This is a genomic window from Dryocola clanedunensis subsp. sulfonylureivorans (assembly GCF_016756775.1).
Lineage (GTDB): Bacteria > Pseudomonadota > Gammaproteobacteria > Enterobacterales > Enterobacteriaceae > Dryocola > Dryocola clanedunensis.
Window position 1 is genome coordinate 13,408 of sequence record NZ_JAERMU010000032.1, and the last position, 20,899, is coordinate 34,306.

12 protein-coding genes are annotated in these 20,899 nt (G+C 56.1%); 4 read left to right on the plus strand and 8 right to left on the minus strand.

The window, feature by feature from the left end; translation table 11 throughout:
- Positions 1-6 precede the first annotated feature (6 nt).
- A complete protein-coding gene (locus HYQ67_RS21460) occupies positions 7-1,305 on the minus strand; it encodes a CitMHS family transporter (RefSeq protein WP_202307566.1) in 1,299 nt (432 codons plus the stop codon).
- 753 nt (positions 1,306-2,058) lie between these two features.
- On the opposite strand from HYQ67_RS21460, the gene HYQ67_RS21465 reads away from it, so the two are divergent.
- On the plus strand, positions 2,059-10,638 hold the full coding sequence (locus HYQ67_RS21465; protein WP_202307568.1) for a glycoside hydrolase family 94 protein: 8,580 nt from the start codon (positions 2,059-2,061) through the stop codon (positions 10,636-10,638).
- A 59-nt stretch (positions 10,639-10,697) separates the two neighbouring features.
- Here the strand turns inward: HYQ67_RS21465 and sapF are convergent, their stop codons facing one another.
- The 7 genes from sapF to pspF form a co-directional block, all read right to left on the minus strand.
- A complete protein-coding gene (gene sapF, locus HYQ67_RS21470) occupies positions 10,698-11,504 on the minus strand; it encodes a putrescine export ABC transporter ATP-binding protein SapF (protein ID WP_202307570.1) in 807 nt (268 codons plus the stop codon).
- Positions 11,504-12,496: a putrescine export ABC transporter ATP-binding protein SapD gene (gene sapD / locus HYQ67_RS21475; protein WP_202307572.1), complete on the minus strand. Its 993-nt coding sequence runs from the start codon at positions 12,494-12,496 to the stop codon at positions 11,504-11,506. The genes sapF and sapD overlap by 1 nt, the downstream gene beginning before the upstream one ends.
- Positions 12,496-13,386, minus strand: a complete 891-nt coding sequence (gene sapC / locus HYQ67_RS21480; RefSeq protein WP_202307574.1) for a putrescine export ABC transporter permease SapC — start codon at positions 13,384-13,386, stop codon at positions 12,496-12,498. The genes sapD and sapC overlap by 1 nt, the downstream gene beginning before the upstream one ends.
- Positions 13,373-14,338: a putrescine export ABC transporter permease SapB gene (gene sapB, locus HYQ67_RS21485; RefSeq protein ID WP_202307576.1), complete on the minus strand. Its 966-nt coding sequence runs from the start codon at positions 14,336-14,338 to the stop codon at positions 13,373-13,375. Before sapB ends, sapC begins: the two co-directional genes overlap by 14 nt.
- Positions 14,335-15,975 carry an ABC transporter substrate-binding protein SapA gene (gene sapA, locus HYQ67_RS21490; protein ID WP_202307585.1) on the minus strand — a complete coding sequence of 547 codons (1,641 nt, stop codon included), beginning with the start codon at positions 15,973-15,975 and terminating at the stop codon, positions 14,335-14,337. The genes sapB and sapA overlap by 4 nt, the downstream gene beginning before the upstream one ends.
- A 177-nt stretch (positions 15,976-16,152) precedes the next feature.
- Positions 16,153-18,072, minus strand: coding sequence for a tyrosine-protein phosphatase (locus HYQ67_RS21495; RefSeq protein WP_202307587.1), 1,920 nt, complete (start codon positions 18,070-18,072; stop codon positions 16,153-16,155).
- A 215-nt stretch (positions 18,073-18,287) separates the two neighbouring features.
- A complete protein-coding gene (gene pspF, locus HYQ67_RS21500; RefSeq protein ID WP_202307596.1) occupies positions 18,288-19,283 on the minus strand; it encodes a phage shock protein operon transcriptional activator in 996 nt (331 codons plus the stop codon).
- A gap of 173 nt (positions 19,284-19,456) precedes the next feature.
- Between pspF and pspA the strand changes: the two genes are divergently transcribed.
- From pspA to pspC, 3 genes are read left to right on the plus strand one after another with little or no spacing between them, the layout of a single operon-like run.
- Positions 19,457-20,128, plus strand: a complete 672-nt coding sequence (gene pspA, locus HYQ67_RS21505; protein WP_202307604.1) for a phage shock protein PspA — start codon at positions 19,457-19,459, stop codon at positions 20,126-20,128.
- Between the two features lie 60 nt (positions 20,129-20,188).
- Positions 20,189-20,413, plus strand: coding sequence for an envelope stress response membrane protein PspB (gene pspB / locus HYQ67_RS21510; protein WP_202307613.1), 225 nt, complete (start codon positions 20,189-20,191; stop codon positions 20,411-20,413).
- Complete coding sequence (pspC, locus tag HYQ67_RS21515) at positions 20,413-20,772, plus strand: envelope stress response membrane protein PspC (RefSeq protein ID WP_202307624.1); 360 nt, start codon at positions 20,413-20,415, stop codon at positions 20,770-20,772. Before pspB ends, pspC begins: the two co-directional genes overlap by 1 nt.
- The last annotated feature ends 127 nt before the right edge of the window (positions 20,773-20,899 follow it).

A 20,899-nucleotide genomic window follows, 5' to 3' on the forward strand; every position in this document is an offset into this window, starting at 1 on the left:
TATTAGCTATGAAGCCGATAACGGAATAATCCCCAACGCCAGTGATATAACCAACATTATCAGGCAGCTGAGTAGCGACCATTTGAAGGTAAATCGCTGATTCTCCGAGTAATCCAGTTTTAACATGCTGACGACCAGATAAGTGGAAGCCACCAGCGGGCTAAGGATGTGTACCGGTTGTCCAATCAATGAGGCTCGGGCCATCTCCGCCGCGGTAATACCATGGTGCTGAGCGGCATCCGCAAGAATGGGCAAAACGCCAAAGTAGAAGACGTCATTCGACACCAGCCACGTCATGGGGATACTTAGCAGGGCGGTAACAGGGGCAAGATACGGGCCAACAGAATCCGGGATTATGCGAATCAACGCCTCACCGACCGCATTAACCATTCCCGTTCCGTTAAATAATCCGGTGAACACCCCGGCGGCAAAAATCAAACTGGCTACGGCAAGAATCGGCGCTGCGTGCTGCTCGAGCTGTGCCTTCTGCATACCGAGGTCGGGAAAGTTCACGATCAGCGCGAGACTTGCAGCAATCATAAACAGGTAGCTCAGCGGCAGGATTTCTGTGCATAACCCTGCCAGCAACAGTAGGGTCAACAGCCAGTTAAAACAGAATGTTCGTGGGCCACGGCTGCGTTGCTCGCTGTCATGTTTAATCTCGCTAATCATCGTGATATCGTGGCCCGCCGCGGCCAGACGCGTCCGCTCGCGGCGGCCAAAAATCCAGGCCAGCACGAAGGTCCAGATGACGCATCCGACGATCGCAGGCAAAAGTGGGACAAACACTTCACTCATCTCCACCTGCATTGAGGTCGCCGCGCGTGCGGTTGGCCCTCCCCAGGGAACCATATTTCCCAGACCCGAGACTTGCAGCAACAGACAGCACACCATCGGCAAAGAGAGCCCAATACGTTTGTAGATGGGTAAAAAAGCCGAAAGGACAATAATGTAAATGGTGGCACCGTCACCATCCAGCGCCACAATAAATGCCAGCAGCACAGTACCGAGGTAAATTTTAACTGGATCGCCGTGAACGATTTTAAGAATACGGTTGACCAATGGGTCGAACATTCCGGCTTCCGTCATGACCATAAAATAAAGCATGGCGAAGAGAATCATTATCCCGTTGGGGGCCACGCCCCGTAGCCCCTTAATGACATATTCTCCCATCTCAGAATAAAAGCCGCCCAGAAGAGCAAAAATGGTCGGGATAATAATCAGTGCCGTCAGGGCTGAGAGCTTTTTGGTCATTAATACATAAATGAAAAAAACCAGCATCAACACGCTCAGTGCAATCAACATTGTCAAATCCTCATGATTATTTTTATATCAGCTTTTTTTTGCTCAAGCCCGGTAAACTCAGGCCTCGAATACGCTGCGAGCCACATCGCGTGACGTCTGTTTTATCACCCTCGACAGTCGGTATTTTCTGATGCGCAAATGTTTACGAGATGTGTCCATTTGGTTAATTTTGAGATTATGACAGCGAGGGTGCTGAATGAGTGGCATTGAATTTTATGGATATATTCCTGAGAGGAATGAGAGTCGTGCTGTCATGGCAATTTTAAGCCGCGGTTGAGCCACACCGGGGAGTTAGCGTGTCAGCAGGGTGAATAACGTCTTGCAAGTTTGTGAGCGGGAACAAATAAAATGTGTTAAACAGATAATCTTTGAGTTGTGTCCATACTTTGATTTGGATAACGACTCAATATCCATCGGGATTAACAAATGTCCTTCCGGTCACATTCCAAAATAACGCTTCATGGTAATAGCGATGTCCGCTTCTTGCTGTGTGCTCAACGGGGCGATGAAAGCTATCCTTAAACGAGGAGGGTGATTCCCTGCATAATATCGCCAGAATGTTCGACACATTACATTTTTTGTTTGCCGGCGTGAGCGTCCACGCACGAACTTTGAACGAAGTTTAACCTATACTTAAGCAAAGAATCTTGCAGCTGTTGAATCCCTGATGCCTGGCACCCCATCCTGAGAGAACGTTTCTGAACTGATTGAACAACTGCTCCTGCGCGTTCACCTCGCCTGATGAGCTAATTCATGAAATTAAATCTTAAACGGTGGCTTACCGGCAGTAAGTCACTGGAAACGCATGCAGACATTCCCGACTGGCTGGCTTACGAACCTGCAAATGAAAGCCCCATCAAGGCTGAGTTATTTTCAGCCGCCCAGATGGAACGCTATGGCCAGCGGCTGGCTCGCTCACATAAGTTATCGACGACGAGACTGCCTTATTATTTGCTTAAGCGGCTGGAAGCTAACGAAGCGATCATCACCCGTAACTGCTATCTGCTCAATGCGGGTGAAAAGGCCGGGATTACTCCTGCTGGCGAATGGCTGCTCGATAACTACTATCTCATCGAAGAACAGATCCGCGTGGTCAGGCATCATTTGCCGAAAAACTTTGGCAAAGGGCTTCCCCCGCTTGCCGCTCCGCATAACTGTCCAAGAATTTATGACGTTGCGTCCGAAGCCGTTGCCCATGCCGACGGGCGCTGGGACGCGGCAAGTCTGACTAATTTCATTGCGGCTTATCAGCAGGTTACTCCCTTGACGCTGGGCGAGCTCTGGGCGTTGCCGGGCATGCTGCGTCTGGCGCTGATTGAGAATTTACGTCGGGTCAGCATCGAAGTCGCCAACGCGCAAAAAGAGCGCAACCTGGCTGACTACTGGGTCACACGCATTTTTGACTGCGTCGAAAATACTCCGGCGGATTTGATTATGGTCATTGCTGATATGGCGCGCTCGCGTCCGCCATTGAGCAGTGCCTTTGTCGCCGAGCTGGTTCGCCGCCTGCAGGGGCGGGGCAACATGCTCTCATTACCGCTGACCTGGGTTGAACAGCGTCTTGCGGAAACCGGCGTGACGACCGATCACCTGATCCATCGCTTTAACCAGCAGCTTGCCGCAAACCAGCTTTCCGTCAGCAACAGCATCGCCGGGCTGCGTCTGTTAAGCGAAACCAACTGGGCAGACTTCGCGGAGGCCATGAGCCTTGTTGAACGGACGCTGCTTCAGGACCCCTCCGGGATATACCCGGCAATGCATTTTGATACCCGGGACCACTATCGCCACATTATTGAAATCCTCTCCCGGCATAGTCGTCACGATGAACCTGAGGTCGCCCGCCATATTCTGCAGATGGCGCAGGCGACAGAGAAGGAAACGCCTGCTCATCATGTCGGCTATTACTTAATTGGCGAAGGGCGCACGGCACTTGAACAACAGCTTGGGGCAAATACCTCATGGGGGGTCCGCCTGCGCCATAGCTTTAACCAGATCCCGCTGCTGTCCTGGCTTGGAAGCCTGAGTCTGTTAACAACGGCGTTCACCGCCGCCATTTTATCCCATACCTATGAACAGGGAATGCGCTGGCCGTTACTGCTACTTGTACTGCCGCTTGTGGTATTGGTTAGCCAGTTAGCCAGCAATCTACTCAGTGAGGCCACGACTCGCTTTCGCTCGCCGCTACCGTTGCCACGAATGGATTTTTCGACGGGCATCCCCGCGGAATTCCGTACGATGGTGGTGATCCCCTGCTTGTTAACCAGCAAAGCTGGGGTAGACAGCCTGCTGAACAGTTTACAAGTTTGCTATCTCGGCAATAACACGGCAAATCTGTACTTTGCATTACTGACTGACTATGCCGATTCACCGGAAGAAAACTCGGCGGAAAACGTCGAGCTTGTGCATCATGCACAAACGCAAATACAGTATCTGAACCGCCGGTATGCCTCTGCCTCACAGCCACTCTTTTTTCTGCTGCATCGTTCCGCACGATGGAATACACAACAAAATGTGTGGATGGGCCATGAGCGCAAACGCGGCAAGCTGGCGGCACTCAACAGCTGGTTACGTCAGCCCGCAGAACAGTTCATCAGGCTGCAAAACACGGCGTTCTTGCCACCTGTGGGAGTCAAATATGTCATCACCCTGGACAGCGATACGGTTTTGCCACGGGACACCGCGCACAAACTTGTCGCGACGATGGCACACCCCCTCAATCATCCGGTCTACGATCCGTTACAACAGCGTGTTGTAAAAGGATACGGTATTTTACAGCCAGGGCTTGCCGAGGAGATCCCGCGTAATGGGCAGGGGCGCTACGCTGCCATGTCCAGCAATGTGCCGGGTAACGATCCTTACTCAATGATGTCATCGGATATTTACCAGGATCTGTTTGGGGAAGGGTCGTTTGTCGGCAAAGGCATCTACGACGTGGATACGTTTACGCAAGCTACGCGCAATACCTGCCCGGAAAACCTGGTGCTGAGCCATGATTTACTGGAAGGGTGCTATGTTCGCTCAGGACTGTTGAGCGAAGTTCTGCTGTATGAGCAGTATCCCAATAATTATCTTACCGACGTGGCAAGGCGCACCCGCTGGATACGCGGAGACTGGCAGCTTCTCAACTGGCTTAGGCTCAGGGTCAGAAAAGCAGACGGCACGCGCGACACAAATCCTCTGACGGCGCTGTCACGCTGGAAATTATTTGATAATTTGCGCCGTAGCCTGGTGGCACCGTCATTTCTGGTGCTGATCTTTTGCACCATTTTGGTGGTGCCTAATCCTGTTTACTGGTCTGGTGTGTTGGCGGCGGTGCTGCTGCTCCCGACGGCGCTGGTGATAGCGCAGGATCTCTTTAATAAGCCGCCAGGGCGTCCCTTTCTGCAACATCTGCTTCTGGTGGCATCGGGCGGTATTAAACGGCTGATGCGGATTGGCATGGGCTTTCTCACGCTTCCCCATGAGGCTGGCTATTCACTCCAGGCCATTACAGTCACGCTTTGGCGGTTGGGGATCAGTCATCGCAATCTCAACCAGTGGGCGAGTTTTGAACAAAGCAGTGATCGTGCAAAAACCTCGCCGATGCGTTTTTATCGGGCAATGTGGCTAAATGTCTTATCGGGCATCGCGCTTATTCTGCTCGCAGCATTTCTTGCCCCCATGCTGCTTTTTATTGCTGTGCCGGTTGGCGTGCTGTGGTGCCTTGCCCCTATGCTACTGAGCTGGATGAGCCGTGAACCCGTCCCCCCAACAATGTCGTTTAATGCTGAAAATCAACGCCTGTTGCGCCAGAGCAGCCGTGAGATTTGGGCTTTTTTTGAAACCTTTGCCACCGGGAAAGAGAACTGGCTGCCGCCAGATAATTTCCAGGAGATCCCCCAGCCGGTGATTGCACATCGCACCTCGCCGACCAATATCGGTTTGTCGCTACTGGCAAACCTGACCGCCTGGGATTTTGGTTACATTCCCCAGGGTGAAATGCTGCAACGCATCACGCTCACCCTTGATACGCTGGACAAAATGGAGCATTACCGGGGGCATTTATATAACTGGTACGATACCCGCACCCTGGCACCGCTCAACCCGCGTTATATCTCAAGCGTCGACAGCGGCAACATGGCGGGGCATCTGCTCACCCTTAGCGCGGGTTTAACCGGGCTGCGTAACCTGCCGATCCTCAACACGGCGCATGTGCTGACGGGTCTTGAGGACACGCTGCAAATTCTCGAAAAGACATGGGGACAGCATGCGCCGACGTCTTTGCGCCAGCTACATAACCATTGTAAAAGCGCCGCTCAGCTCCCCCCGTCGTTGCTCTTCGCCGAGCTGAAAAACATGCGCACGCAAAGTAATCGCCTGCACGCACTTTGCAGCCATGAAGACGCTCGCGTCCGCCGCTGGGTGGAACATCTCCAGCGTCAGTTAGTTCTTGTCTGCCATGAATGGACGCATTTTCTCGCCTGGCTGCCCGTCAGTCAGGAAAAGGAGTCTCTTCCCACGCTGACCTGGCTTGCGCAGGCGAAACATACCGGCGAAGGCAGCCCCCCGGAATCGACCATTCGTCAGGCCCGTACCCGTATTGATATCATTACTGAGCTTGAGCAACGCCTGGCCGAGCACGCCCGAATGGATTTTGTTTTCTTGTATAACCGCGTCACCAGCCTGCTCAGCGTCGGGTATAACTGTGACAGTAATAAGCTCGATAACAGCCACTACGACCTGCTGCCCTCGGAAATTCGCCTGACCAGTTTCCTTGCCATTGCTACCAACCAGCTGCCGCTGAAAAGCTGGTTTGCGCTCGGCAGGCTGTTTACCACCATTGATAACGAAACGGCGCTGATGTCGTGGAGTGGCTCAATGTTTGAGTACTTAATGCCGAACCTGGTGATGCCGACCTATCCGGGGAGTTTACTCGCCGAGATGAGCCAGTCGGCGGTTAAACGCCAGATCGACTGGAGCAAAGAGCGGGGCGTGCCGTGGGGGATTTCCGAGTCTGGCTACTACTCCTTTGACGCGCTGCAAAATTACCAGTACCACGCGTTTGGGGTGCCCGGCCTCGGCCTGCGCAGGGGGCTTGCGGATGATATGGTCATCGCGCCGTACGCCACCATGATGGCGCTGACCGTTTCTCCTCATCAGGCCTGCGAAAATCTTTTGACGCTGGAAAAAAACGGTGCGCGTGGGGAGTATGGTTTTTACGAAGCGCTGGACTACACGCCTTCTCGCCTCGCCAGTGGGCAGGTATACGCCGTGGTGCGATCGTGGATGGCTCACCACCAGGGTATGGCCTTTCAGGCGCTTTCCCACGTGCTGTCAGGTGCGCCGATGGTGGACCGCTTTATGTCCAGCCCGTCATTTCAGTCGGCTCGCCTGCTGCTGCAGGAGCGGGTGCCTGATGCCGTCGAGTTATACAGTCCGCGCCGCCACTTTGAATCCCACGAAGGCGTGCTGCAGCCTATACAGTATGAAACGCGTAAATTTACCGACGTAGAGAGCCCGATCCCCGAAGTTCAGCTGTTATCTAATGTCGATTATCATCTGATGGTCAGCCAGTCAGGCGGGGGCTACAGCCGCTGGAAAGAGCTGGCACTGACCCGCTGGCGCAGCGACGCCACCTGCGATAGCTGGGGAGCATTCTGTTATATAAGTGACCCTGTCACTAATGAGGTGTGGAGCAACACCTGGCAACCGCTGGGTGAGGCAGTCAGCCAGTACGAGGCAGTCTTTAACGACGCTGGGGCAGAATTCAACCTGGTGGCGGGAACGGTGGGCGTTAAAACGCAAATTGTTGTCTCATCGGAAGATGATATCGAGCTGCGCCGCGTCACGCTGCTGCACCGTGGCCGGGAGCCGCGCATCCTTGAACTGACCACCTACGCAGAAGTTGTTCTGGCACCCACAGAGAGCGATCTGGCTCACCCCGCATTCAGTAATTTGTTTATTCAGACGGAGCTTGTTGCCGATCAGAATGCTATTCTTTGCCACCGTCGCCCCCGTTCGCCGGATGAGCGCTGCCCGTGGCTGTTTCATACCATGGTGGTTCACGGACAAACGCAGAGCGATACCTCATTTGAAACAGACAGGGCGAAATTCCTTGGGCGTGGAAAAACCCCGGCCAATGCGGTGGCGACCCGACAAAGCGGCTCGCTCAGCAACAGCGTCGGGCCAGTACTTGATCCCATTCTTGCAATCCGACAGTCCGTCATTTTACACCCGGGCGTCCCCGTCACGGTCGACATTATTTATGGCGTGACCGAAAGCCGTCAGCACAGCCTCGAACTGGTAGAAAAATATCATGACCACCCGATCGCCGACCGGGTGTTTGAGCTGGCCTGGTCCCATAGCCAGATAGTCTTAAGGCAGATTAATGCCAACGAAGACGATGCTACGCTCTTTAACCGCCTGGCGAGCGCGGTGTTGTACCCGGGGCCCGAACTGCGTGCCGACGCTAAAATACTTTGCCGTAACCGTCGCGGACAGTCGGGGCTGTGGGGATGGTCTATCTCCGGGGATCTGCCGATCGTCATTCTTAACGTCACCAGCGATGAGAGCCTTCCAGTCATCACTAAGCTGATACAGGCGCACCACTACTGGCGCCTGAAGGGGCTGGCGGTGGACCTCGTTATCCTCAATGACAGCCCCGGCGGCTATCAGCAGACGTTGCAAAACCAGATAGTGGAACTGATTGTCGCAGGTTCTGAAGCCAGCCAGATGGACAAGCCCGGCGGCATTTTTGTGCGCAACGGGGAACAGATGTCGCCGGAGGACAGGCTGTTACTGCTGAGCGTGGCGCAAATCGTACTGGACGACCGGGCGGGCGGTCTGAAAGAACAGTTAAATCAGCGCCTCCAGCCTACGGTTTCATCACAGCAGGTTTTAATTGCGCGCACGACTCTCCCCGACAATCAGCATCTTCCGTGGCAGCCGGATACCCGTGCGCTGGTCTTTTTCAACGGATATGGCGGCTTTTCGGAGGATGGTCGCGAATACCAGATAACGCTGGCTGAAAATACCGAGACCCCGGCGCCCTGGTCTAACGTGCTGGCCAACGCCAGTTTTGGTTCCGTCATTTCAGAAGCGGGACAGGCCTATACCTGGTATGAAAATGCCCATGAATATCGTCTCACCCCGTGGGAAAACGATCCCATCAGCGATCGTTCTGGCGAGGCGTACTATCTGCGTGACGAAGAAAGCGGAGCCGTCTGGTCGCCAACGACGCTGCCGGTGCGCGGCAGCGGGCACTATCTTTCACGCCACGGTTTTGGCTACAGCGTTTTCGCTCACCGTGAGACGGGGATCGATACCGAACTGACGGTACTGGTGGCAGAGCACGCCCCGGTAAAAATCGCCATTCTGACGCTCAGCAATACTTCAGGCCGAACCCGCAAAATCTCCGTTACCGGCTTTGTGGAGTGGACGCTGGGTGAGTCACGTAGCAAATCAGCCATGCATGTGGTGACCCGCAGCTCTACGACAGGGCTCGGCTGTGGCGTACTGGCAAATAACTTCTATAGCAGCAATGGCTCGGACAGAACGGCCTTCTTCGCGCTCACCGGGGTACATTGTTCTGTCACCGGCGATCGCCGGGAATTCCTTGGGCGCAATGGTTCACCACGTGACCCGGCGGCAATGAAACAACGCACGTTGTCGGACAAAACGGGGGCAGGGTTAGATCCGTGCGGAGCGGTGCAGTCTGCCACTACGCTTATCGATGGCGACCAGCGGACGTTTATTTTTGTGCTGGGTATTGGGCAGACGCCGCAGGAGGCCGAATCGATGATTAACCAGTATCTGAGCGAAGATGCCGCCCGCGGTGAACTGGCGAATGTGCACCGCCACTGGCATCACCTGCTGGATCAAATCGTCGTCTCCACACCCGATCCCGCCGTCAACTTGCTGGCTAACGGCTGGCTGCTGTATCAGACCATTGCCTGCCGTCTGATGGCCCGCAGCGGCTACTACCAGTCTGGCGGGGCTTTCGGCTTCCGCGACCAGCTCCAGGATACGCTGGCCCTGAGCCATGCGGCACCGGAGCGGCTGCGCGAGCAGATTTTACTGTGCGCTTCACGCCAGTTTACGCAAGGAGATGTTCAGCACTGGTGGCATCCGCCGGCAGGGAATGGGGTACGCACTCGCTGTTCGGACGATTACCTTTGGCTGCCACTTTCCATCTGTCATTACGTCGCAACAACCGGTGATATCGGTGTGCTTGAGCACCGTCTGCCATACCTTGAAGGTCGTGAATTACAGCCGGGCGAAGAGTCGGCTTACGAACAGCCAGTGACCAGCACGCTTGAAGAGACGCTGTGGCAGCACGGGGTAAAAGCCATTCGCCATGGGCTGCGATTTGGCCAGCACGGCTTACCGTTGATGGGGGCGGGCGACTGGAACGACGGGATGAATCTGGTCGGGCTGGAAGGTAAAGGGGAGAGCGTCTGGCTTGGATTCTTCCTCTACGAAGTCTTACAGCGTTTTGCGAAGCTTGCCGAACACCTTCACGATGACGACGTTGCCACGCTTTGCCGACGGGAGGCAGAAAAACTTCAGGTCAACCTGGAGGCGACGGCCTGGGACGGAAGCTGGTATCGCCGGGGCTATTTTGATAGCGGCGAAGCTTTGGGTTCACAGAGCGCGAAAGAGTGCCAGATAGATGCCATTGCCCAAAGCTGGGCGGTGCTTTCCGGGGCGGGAAGCGCGGAGCGTTGTGCGCAAGCCATGCAGGCGCTGGATGCCCGGCTGGTGGATAACGAGGCGGGGCTTATCAAACTGCTCACGCCACCGTTTAACGGCAGCGGGCCTAACCCCGGCTACATCCAGGGCTACCTGCCGGGCGTGCGTGAAAACGGCGGGCAGTATACTCACGGTGCCATCTGGGCGGTAATGGCCTTTGCCCGCAGCGGTAATATCGAGCGGGCGTGGGAACTTTGGTCGCTTATCAACCCGATAAATCACGGGCTAACGCCGGAGGCCGTTGAGCGCTACAAGGTCGAACCTTACGTGATGACGGCGGATATTTATAGCGTTGCACCGCACGCCGGACGCGGCGGCTGGAGCTGGTATACCGGCTCGGCAGGGTGGGCGTACCGATTAGTCATCGAAACGCTGATGGGAATTGAACGGCACGCCGATGTCATAACCGTTCATCCGTTGCTGCCGCATGCCTGGCCATCCGTTAGTCTGGTTTATCGGTATGGTGCCAGTGATTATCACATCAATGCGGTTCGCAGCGAGGGGAATTATCAGCTCATGGTGGACGGCGTTCTGCTGTCAGAGAACACCCTCCACCTGATTGATGACGGGCAGCGGCATGAGGTGGAGATTAGCCTGGGGTGATTTCCGTTTTCAAGGCGGGCCCCAGGGAGGGGAGATAAGCGCCAGCGCCATCCACCGGGTTAGCGATCTTTCCGCCATGCGTCCGCGGTTAACGCTTCGCCGAAGTGGCTGGCGATCAGGCGTTTGGTGAGGTCGTGTAGAGGGGAGGCAAGGACGTCGGCGGTTGCGCCGCGTTCCACCACCTCGCCCTGATGCATCACCAGCACCTGGTCGCTGATGTGCTTCATCATGCCGATATGCTGGGTAACGTAGATATAGGCGATCCCCTGTTTTTCCTGTAGCTCAAGCATCAGGTTTATCAGCTGCGAACGCATCGACATATCTAATGACGCCAGCGCTTCGTCGGCAATGATCACCTTTGGACGCAGGATCAGCGCACGGGCCAGGCCAAGACGCTGTTTCTGTCCTGGCGCCAGCATGTGCGGATAATAGCTGGCATGGTCAGGCAGCAGGCCAACCAGGCGCAGCGTCTCCACAATCTGTTTCTGGCGCGCTTCCGGCTCCATATCCGTATTCAGACGCAGTGGGAAATCGAGGATTTGCGAGATGCGCTGACGTGGATTCAGGGAGGTACTCGGATCCTGAAATATCATGCGGATGTGCTGGCTGCGCCAGGTATAGTCGCCATAGTGCAGCGGATGATCGTCAATCACCAGCTCGCCGCCGGTGGGTTCAATCATACCCGCCAGCATCTTCGCCAGCGTGGATTTTCCTGAACCGTTCTCGCCGATAATCGCCAGCGTCTGTCTTTCGCGCAGGGTAAAGCTCAGCGGCTTGACGGCCTCAACGTGCTGGCGACGGAACAAGCCGGTGCGGTAGCGAAACGTCTTACTTAAATTACGGACTTCGAGCAGCGTTTCGACCATTACTGACTCTCCATATTCAGCGGGAAGTGACAGGCGTACAGATGCGTTTTAGGCCCTTCGAGGCGCGGTGTTTCAATGCATTTACGCTGGGCGTAAGGGCAGCGCGGCCCGAGTCGACAGCCTATCGGCAGATGCTCCAGCAGCGGTATCGCCCCAGGCATGGTATTCAGGCGGCTCTTATGCGGCATCGAGCTGCCAAAGTCGGGAATAGCTCTGATGAGCGCCTGGGTATAAGGGTGGTGCGGGCTGGCGATAAGATCTTCGCTGGTGGCGCTCTCCACCGTCTGCCCGCAGTACATCACGTTGATTTTATCCGCCCATTTGCTGAGCATTTGCAGGTCATGGCTGACCAGCAGGATCGTCGTGTTGTTGTACTGATTGAGCCTGGTCAGCAGTTTGAAGATTTGCGACTGGGTCGTGGGCTCCATGGCGTTGGTTGGCTCATCCGCAATCAGCAGGCGCGGCTGGTTTGCCAGCGCAATGGCAATCATCACCTTCTGGCATTCGCCGTCGGTGAGCTCATACGGATAGCTGTGCATGGCGTCTTTGTGATCTTTAATTCCCACGCGGTGGAGAAGTTCAATGGCGCGGCGTTTGCGCCAGCCGAAGCGCTTCCACCAGCGGCCTTTATAGGTCCAGCCGGGGATGTTCTGGGTGAGCTGCTTGCCCACTTTCTCAGAAGGATCGAGACAGGACTGCGGCTCCTGAAAAATCATCGACAAATTATGCCCCACCAGACGGCGACGTTCGCGTGGGGAGAGGCGCAGCAGGTCGATATCATCGAAGCGCATGCGGTCGGCGGTGACTCGCCAGTTGTCTTTGGTGACGCCGCAAATGGCTTTGGCAATCAGGCTTTTGCCGGAGCCGGACTCTCCCACCAGGCCGCGGATCTCACCTTCGTTGAGCGTCATGCTGACGCGGTCAACGGCTTTCACCCAGCCTTCGGCGGTCATGAATTCAATCGTCAGATTGCGAATATCAAGTAACGGCATTATTGCACCCCCGCATTTATCGCACGGCGCAGTCCGTCGCCCAGCAGATTGACCAGCAGTACACTAATCATAATCGCTGCACCGGGAAGCATCACGGTCCAGGGCGCAACATAGATAAGTTCCAGGGCGTCGCCCAGCATTGCGCCCCATTCCGGGGAAGGGAGCTGTGCGCCGAGATCGAGAAAACCTAACGCGGCAATATCCAGAATCGCCATGGATAACGCACGGGTAATTTCGGTCACCAGCGCGGCCGCGGTATTCGGCATCACCGCAAACCATAAAATATTCAGCGTTGATGCGCCGTCCAGACGGGCGGCAACAACATACTCTTTTTCGAGTTCGTCATGCACCGCACTGTAGACCGAGCGCACCATGCGCGGCAGCAGCGCAAGCCACACGGCAAACATCGCGTGGGTAAGATGAGGGCCGGCAAAAGCGACGACGATGATTGCCAGCAGCAGTGAAGGAATGGAAAGCAGCGTATCCAGAATATGGTTGAGCACTGCAGAACGCAGGCCGTGGGTGGCACCGGCGAACACGCCCAGCACCACGCCGCAGACGGTAGCCGCAAGCGTGACCAGAAACGCTCCGCCAACGGTGGGCGCCGCGCCGCTGAGCAGGCGGCTTAACACATCCCGGCCTAAGTCATCAGTCCCCAGGAAGAAGGAGACTTCACCGTACCGTGACCATGACGGCGGCAGCAGCTGGTAGCCCAGGAACTGCTGATCCAGGCCATAGGGCGCAAACAGCCCGCCAAACACGCACAGCAGAACCAGCGCGCCGCAGCCGTACAGGCCAATCATCGCCGGCGTGTCAGCATAGAACTTCCGCCAGGTCAGGCGCAGCGTACTCGGCGGCCGCTTCTCGCGATAGACGCTATCGTAAGGCATACCATTCCTTATGTTTCAGCGGGTTAGCCATAGCACCCAAAATATCAGAAATCACGTTAACAATGATGACCAGCGAGCCGACCACCATCACGCCGGCGGAAATCGCCGCGTAGTCCTGCTGGCGAATAGCGTTGATAAGCCAGCGGCCCAGGCCCGGCCAGCTAAAGACGACCTCGGTGATCATCGCCAGCGTCAGCATGGTTGAGAACTGGAGGCCCAGACGCGGGATCACCGGCGGAAGGGCGTTGTGCAGCACGTGGCGGTGCAAAATAGTCAGACGCGACAAACCGCGTGTGGCGGCGGCGCGAATATAGTTCTGGTCGAACACTTCAATGGTGCTCAGGCGCATCAGGCGAATGACTTCGGTGGTGGGGGCCACCGCCAGCGCGACGACCGGCAACACCATGTGGCGCAGGGCGCTGAGGATCATCTCTTCGCGATAAGGTGAATCGGAGAGCCAGGCATCAACCAGCGCAAAGCCCGTCACAGATTTCACCTGATAGAGCAGGTCAAAGCGGCCCGACACCGGCAGCCAGCCCAGCGTCAGCGAGAAGAAAAGCGTCAGCAGCAGGGCAAACCAGAACACCGGAATCGAAAAGCCGACCAGCGCCAGCGCGCTTATCAGCTGATCCTGCCATTTATTACGGGTAATGCCTGCCAGCATGCCGACGGGGATGCCAATCAGCAGCGCAAGGCCAAAGGCCAGCAGGCACAGCTCCATGGTGGCGGGGAAGACGTCGCGCAGCTGTTCGTTAATCGACTGGCCGTTAATGCTCGACACGCCAAAATCCCAGTGCAGCAGGCTTTCAAACCAGAACACCCACGCGTTCCACAGCGATGCTCCCTGAAGCGGCGCATGGGGCGTAAAGTAGCTCAGGCTAAAACTCACCATCGCCAGGAACAGCAGCGTGATGAGCAGCAGCAATAAACGTCTTAAGGTAAAGATGATCATGGTTTTTTCACCTCTACGTCGTCGCGGGAAACCCCGGCGAACGACGCGTTACCAAACGGGCTGAGCACCAGGCCTTTGATATCGTAGCGGTAAGCCTGCAAACGTAATGATGACGCCAGCGGTAGCACCGGCAAATCCTTCGCCAGGATAGCCTGCGCTTCGTTGTAGGCTTCAATACGGGAAGCAAGCTGCTGGGTGGCGAGCGCCTTCTGGAGCACGGTATCGAACTCCGGGTTACACCAGCGAGCATAGTTGGTCTGGGAGCGGATCGCCGCGCAGCTCAGCAGCGGACGGAAGAAGCTGTCCGGGTCATTACTGTCCGTTGCCCAGCCGGCAAGGGTGAGATCGTGGGTCATGTCCATCAGGCGCGCCTCCTGGAAGCGCCCCTCAACGGGAACGATGATCACCTTAACGCCGATCTGCGCCATGTCCGCCTGAATCAGCTCGGCGGTTTTTAGCGGGCTGGGGTTCCAGGCCTGGGAGCCTGTGGGCACCCAGAGACGCAGTTCGAGATTTTCGATCCCCAGCGCTTTCAGACGCTCACGGGCTTTCTTCGGATTGTATTCGGTAATTTTTGCATCGCTGTCATAGGCCCACGAGGCCCGCGGCAGAATCGACGCGGCGGTTTCAGCCGTGCCGTAGTAAATCGACTGCATCAGACGCTGATTATTGATGGCCAGAGCGAGTGCATGGCGAACCTGTGGGTTATTGAGCGGGGCCTTATTGGTGTTAAAGGCCAGATAGGCAATGTTCATCCCCGGGCGCAGGTTCAGACGCAGGCGCGGGTCGTCGCGCAGGATAGTCAGCTGGCTGGCGGCAGGATAGGCCAGCACATCGCATTCGCCGGTCAGCAATTTCGACAGGCGACCGGTGCCGCCGGAGCCTAAATCCAGCACCACCTGGGGCATTAGCGGTACGCCACGCCAGAATTTCTGATTGCGAGCCAGGCGAATATATTGCCCTGCACGATACTCACTCAGCTGGAACGGGCCGGTGCCCACAGGCTGGCGATCCATGAGCTCCTGCCGGTCGATTTTTTCGAGCTGTCCCGCATATTCAGCCGACATCACCGAGGCGTAGTGGGTCGCCATATGCCACAGGAACGAGGCGTCAGGTTTTTCCAGTTTGAATTCAACGGTGTTGTTATCCAGCTTGCGAACGCTCTTGACCGAATCCGGGAACTGGAGGCTGTCGAAGTAGGGATAATTGCCGCCGTTGATATTATGCCACGGGTGCTTGCGGTCGAAGATTCGCTGGAAGCTGAACACAACGTCATCGGCATTCAGCGCACGGGTAGGTTTGAACCACGGCGTAGTCTGGAACTGGACGTTCGGACGAAGATGGAAACGGTAGGTGGCGCCGTTATCCAGCACTTCCCAGCTTTGCGCCAGCTCCGGCACCAGGCGGTAGGTGTAGGGGTCGACATCCAGCAGGCGGTCATAGAGCTGTGCGGCAAGCGTGTCCACGGTCAGCCCGCCGCTGGCCATCTGCGGATTAAAGGTGTTGACCTGGCCATTAAGACAATAGACAAACCCACTCTTGCGAATGTCATCGGGCTTCTGGCCGGGTGTCGCTGCCAGTACCACGCTGCTGAGGCAGCTCAGACCCAGTAAGAGGGAGGGGATAATTCCGCGCATAAGTTTTTGAGTTTTCAAAGGTGATAGGCAAAGTGTATCGCACTCTGCGGAGCTTCCCAAAATATGTCAGGCCGTTTTGTCTCTTTTCTAAACAAAGCCCGGAAAAAAGACCGGGATTTGCTGTTTTTTACGACGAAGCGGACCTTCTGTCCTGCGCGGAAGGGGGCTAAAAGCGATTCAAAAGGCGTAGCTGGCGCTCAGCGTACCGTTAAATCCACTGCTGCTCCGATCGGCGGCAAGCACATTGGCGCCCGCAGCCAGAGTCAGGTTACCGCTCGTAGCGCTTAAAGTTATCCCGGCCTTGTAGAGGTTTTTGCTGTTATAGGCTGAAACCTGGTCCACATTAATGCCGTACAACGAAGCGTGGGAAGTCTGCTGCTCATCGCTGAGCAATCTTTCATAGCCGATATTGATCCCCGGCGTTAGCGCCCAGCCGCCCGGAGTAAAGGGTTTCAGCTTAATATCCAGATTACTGACCAGGCTGGTTTGCGTCTCGTTTGTACCGTCCACATCCAGCGCGACCTCGCTGTCCGATTCCTGAACGCCTTCGAGATGCAAATGCGTGACCTGCACGCCCAGGCTTGGGTCGAAGGAGACGATGCCGGGAACAAACCAGCCAAGGCCCGCTCGCGCGCTGTAAAACTGGCCGTTGCTGTCGCCCTTCGCAGAGCCAAGGCCACTGCCTGGATGGCGCTCGGCGTCATAATCAATGTAGCCTGCCGTACCTTGCAGGGTGCTATATGGCCCGTTTTGCAGCGAGTTTAAGGCATACCGCCCGCCCAGCGTGATAAACGTTGAGTTCGTTTTCACTTCATCGCCGTTGCTGCTGACATTCCCGTGGCTGTAGCCAATGCCGCCGTTAACGGAAAGCTGCTCGTTCGCCCGCCACGTGCTGCCAACGACCGCGCCAGCTGAATGTTCGTTGCTGCTGCTTTGGGCGCTGTTGCCATCGGTGCCGAGGTAGCTGTCCATTCCCGTCATCCAGACGGAGGCTGAGCCAATGGCCAGCGTGTTGCCCGCAATCCACGGCGCTATTTTATCGTTAATTTGTGACGGTGCGCGCAGCAGGTAGCTGGCCGTGTCGGCATAAATTTGTCCGCCAATCCGTTTTTCAAGGCCGCCGAGCGAGCCGCTATCAATCGCCGATTGCAGAGCGAAGTTGTAAGCGGTGTAACGTCCCGAGAGCGGGGAATCCTGCAGCGCATTAAGGAATGCGGCACCTGCTGCGGCGTTACCCGTGAAACTCTCCTGGCCTGGTAGCTGCGAGTAGCGAACCATCTTTGCCCGCAGCACATAAATGGTTGCCTGGTCCAGGCCCAGCCCCTCTTTAAGGTAGTTATCGACGGTGCCGTAGCTGAGGAGGATCTGATCGAATCCCGCCTGCAACCAGTTTGCCTGAACGCCCATCAATGTGCGGTAAGTCTCGGCCATCGAGGGCGGCAGCGCCGCTACCGTTGCGTTGATTCGGGCTGCGGTGTACTCGTTGGTCGCCAGATAGTTTTGCATGATATCGGCGGAGCTCACCCCCGCAATGGACTGAAGAATAGCGGCCGTCCAGCCCGTGCGGTCTTTGCCCGCCGTGCAGTGGAACAGCGCCGCGCCGTCCGCCTCGGCAAGTTCACGGAAAACCTCGTTCAGCCCCTGGCGGGCGTAGCTGCTGGTAACGAAACTCCGCTCGCCGTCCTCCATCATGGCGTTGACCCCGGCTGCGTCCAGATTGGCCAACGTACTGGTAATACTGCTGGTACTACCCGAATTGCCGATCAAATCGACATTGACATATTTTGCCCCGGCAGGAAGCGTATCCGGCGTGGTTGCTATCTCCTCTGGCGTCCGCAAATCCACTACGGTGGCGATGTTCAGCGTGTTGAGCACGGCAAGGTCGGAGGCGGTTGGGGTGATGGCATTGGCCCGGTAGAACACGCCCTGACGCATGACGCCATCGTTAGCGGTGGTGTAAGCCGTCGTCGTTCCTGCAACATCACGGAAATTATCCATGCCCTCAAGGCGGGGGGTATTCAACGTAAGATCGGCGGCCTGGGCGCCACAGCACAACAGGTAAACGATTGTTGCCGCGTAGGTTTTCTTGAGTTTCAAAAAGCAATCCTTATCAAAGTTAAGCAAGCGGCGCCGATTGTAAGGATGCATTGTTAAGGAATTGTTTCAGTAATGTTTTATCGATGCTTATCAGGCTAACCAACTGCCTGTAATCATCCTGAAAACCTGCTAAACAGAGCGTAAAGGAGGGCCGTTTAGGTCATGGCAAAGAACAAAATGGCTGGCGGCTCGCTTATACCAGCCATAAATTTTTATTATTGCTCTGCTGACGGCGCGACATTGTGCTTCTTGAGCAGGGCACGAAGCTGGTGATAGGTCAGCCCCAGCAATTCTGCTGCCTTGCGCTGATTATATTTCGCCTGCAGCAGGCTGCGCTCGAGCAGCGTTTTTTCCTGTTCGTTCTGCCAGCCGCGCAGGTCCAGCGGCAGCTGAGGGCCATTTTCAGCGGTTGGCTCCGCTATGGGGACGGATGCCGCTTTGCGGGCAAACGGGTCGAGAATGACCTTATCTACCTGTTCTTCACTGCTGCCGTGGCGATAAACCGAACGCTCAACCACGTTTTTTAATTCACGAATATTACCGGGCCAGCCGTAATTCAGCAGCGTCTGCTGCGCCTCTTCGCTAAAGCCCGGAAACAACGGGAGCTGGAGTTCCCGGCACATCTGAATCGCAAAGTGCTCGGCCATCAGCATGATATCGGGTTTGCGCTCGCGCAGCGGGGGAAGGGTAACGACGTCAAACGCCAGACGATCCAGCAAATCCGCGCGGAATTTACCTTCTTCGGCAAGCTGCGGCAGATCGGCGTTAGTGGCGCACACCAGCCGCACGTTTACCTGCAGCGGCTGGCTGCCGCCCACGCGCTCCAGCTCACCGTATTCCACCACGCGCAGCAGCTTCTCCTGCACCATCATCGGCGCGGTTGCCAGCTCATCCAGGAAAAGCGTTCCTCCGTCGGCGCGCTCAAAGCGGCCCGGATGGCGCTTTTGCGCTCCGGTAAAGGCCCCGGCCTCATGGCCGAACAGCTCGGAATCCAGCAGGTTGTCGTTTAGCGCAGCGCAGTTCAGCGAGATAAACGGCCCCTGCCAGCGGCGCGACAGGAAGTGCAGGCGGTTGGCGATCAGCTCTTTCCCCGTCCCGCGCTCGCCGATGACCAGCACAGGTTTTTCCAGCGGGGCCAGGCGCGACACCTGCTCCAGCACCTCCAGAAAGCTGTTTGCCTCTCCGATCAGATTATCTTTATGTTCTGCCATGGTGAAATTAACCAACTGTTAGCGAATAAAACCACTATAGCGGCTGCGCCAGCAGAGTCAAATTTAATCATAACCATTAAAATCAACAAGATAAAAAGTTGGCACGAACATTGTATTAATCTTTGTGAGCAAGGTGCCTGGCACCGGAAATAATGACTAAAGAGGATTGAACAATGGGTATTTTTTCTCGTTTTGCCGACATCGTGAATGCCAACATCAACTCGCTGCTGGAAAAGGCTGAAGATCCGCAGAAGCTGGTGCGCCTGATGATTCAGGAAATGGAAGACACGCTCGTTGAAGTGCGTTCCACCTCGGCCCGTGCGCTGGCTGAAAAGAAACAGTTGTCCCGCCGCGTAGAGCAGGCCACGGCGCAGCAGGCCGAATGGCAGGAAAAAGCCGAGCTGGCGCTGCGTAAAGATAAAGAAGATCTGGCCCGTGCGGCGCTGATCGAAAAACAGAAATTAACCGACCTGATTGCCACGCTGGAAGATGAAGTGGTTCACGTCGATGAAACCCTGACGCGTATGAAAAAAGAGATTGGCGAGCTGGAGAACAAACTCAGCGAAACCCGCGCGCGCCAGCAGGCCTTAACGTTGCGTCATCAGGCTGCGTCTTCTTCTCGTGATGTGCGTCGCCAGCTCGACAGCGGTAAGCTGGATGAAGCGATGGCCCGTTTCGAATCTTTCGAACGTCGCATTGACCAGATGGAGTCGGAAGCGGAAAGCCACGGCTTCGGCAAGCAGAAAAATCTCGACACTCAGTTTGCCGAACTGCAGGCCGATGATGCCATCAGCGAGCAAATTGCGGCGCTGAAAGCGAAAATGAACGGTCAGGATCGCGGTTAATTATTGATGCTGCGGCCGCGCGTGACGCGCCGCAGCTCGTTCGACTTGTAAGGAGTACACATGAGCGCGCTTTTTCTGGCCATACCGTTAACGATATTCGTGTTGTTTGTGGCCCCCATCTGGCTGTGGTTGCATTACAGCAACCGCTCAGCGGGCGGCGAACTGTCGCAGGGCGAACAACAACGGCTGGCGCAGCTTACCGACGAGGCGAAACGCATGCGTGAACGCATTGTTTCGCTTGAGCAAATCCTCGACGCTGAGCACCCGAACTGGAGAGACAAATAATGGTGAATTCATTTTCCGGTCGTAAATTGTGGCGTATCCCTGAGAAGGGGATGCTGAAAGGTGTTTGCGCAGGTATTGCGCAGTACCTGGACGTCCCGGTCAAACTCGTACGCCTGATCGTTGTGTTATCGATGATTTTTGGCCTGTTCTTCTTCGTCATGGTGGCCTACATCGCCCTGACGTTTATTCTTGACCCGATGCCCTACGGTGCGGATCAGGTAAAGCCGCAGCCGACCAGCCGCGATCTGCTTGATGAAGTGGATGCGGAGCTGGCGGCGGGCGAGCAGCGTTTGCGTTCGATGGAGCGGTATATCACCTCTGATACCTTCACGTTACGCAGCCGTTTTCGCCAGCTTTGAACTATGTTGTAGCTACCGTCTTGAACGTCAAGCGGTAGCTGCATAATTTTCATCCCATGGCAGGCGTGTTTTAAGCACCCCGAAGCACATGTGCACCAGCTTGCGCATTACTGCACCCAGCGCCGCC

Excerpts from the sequence above, each read along its gene's own strand:
- HYQ67_RS21460 (WP_202307566.1), bottom strand. The coding sequence starts at position 1,305 with ATGTTGATTGCACTGAGCGTGTTGATGCTGGTTTTTTTCATTTATGTA.
- HYQ67_RS21465 (WP_202307568.1), top strand. The coding sequence starts at position 2,059 with ATGAAATTAAATCTTAAACGGTGGCTTACCGGCAGTAAGTCACTGGAA.
- sapF (WP_202307570.1), bottom strand. The coding sequence starts at position 11,504 with ATGGTCGAAACGCTGCTCGAAGTCCGTAATTTAAGTAAGACGTTTCGC.
- sapD (WP_202307572.1), bottom strand. The coding sequence starts at position 12,496 with ATGCCGTTACTTGATATTCGCAATCTGACGATTGAATTCATGACCGCC.
- sapC (WP_202307574.1), bottom strand. The coding sequence starts at position 13,386 with ATGCCTTACGATAGCGTCTATCGCGAGAAGCGGCCGCCGAGTACGCTG.
- sapB (WP_202307576.1), bottom strand. The coding sequence starts at position 14,338 with ATGATCATCTTTACCTTAAGACGTTTATTGCTGCTGCTCATCACGCTG.
- sapA (WP_202307585.1), bottom strand. The coding sequence starts at position 15,975 with ATGCGCGGAATTATCCCCTCCCTCTTACTGGGTCTGAGCTGCCTCAGC.
- pspF (WP_202307596.1), bottom strand. The coding sequence starts at position 19,283 with ATGGCAGAACATAAAGATAATCTGATCGGAGAGGCAAACAGCTTTCTG.
- pspA (WP_202307604.1), top strand. The coding sequence starts at position 19,457 with ATGGGTATTTTTTCTCGTTTTGCCGACATCGTGAATGCCAACATCAAC.
- pspB (WP_202307613.1), top strand. The coding sequence starts at position 20,189 with ATGAGCGCGCTTTTTCTGGCCATACCGTTAACGATATTCGTGTTGTTT.
- pspC (WP_202307624.1), top strand. The coding sequence starts at position 20,413 with ATGGTGAATTCATTTTCCGGTCGTAAATTGTGGCGTATCCCTGAGAAG.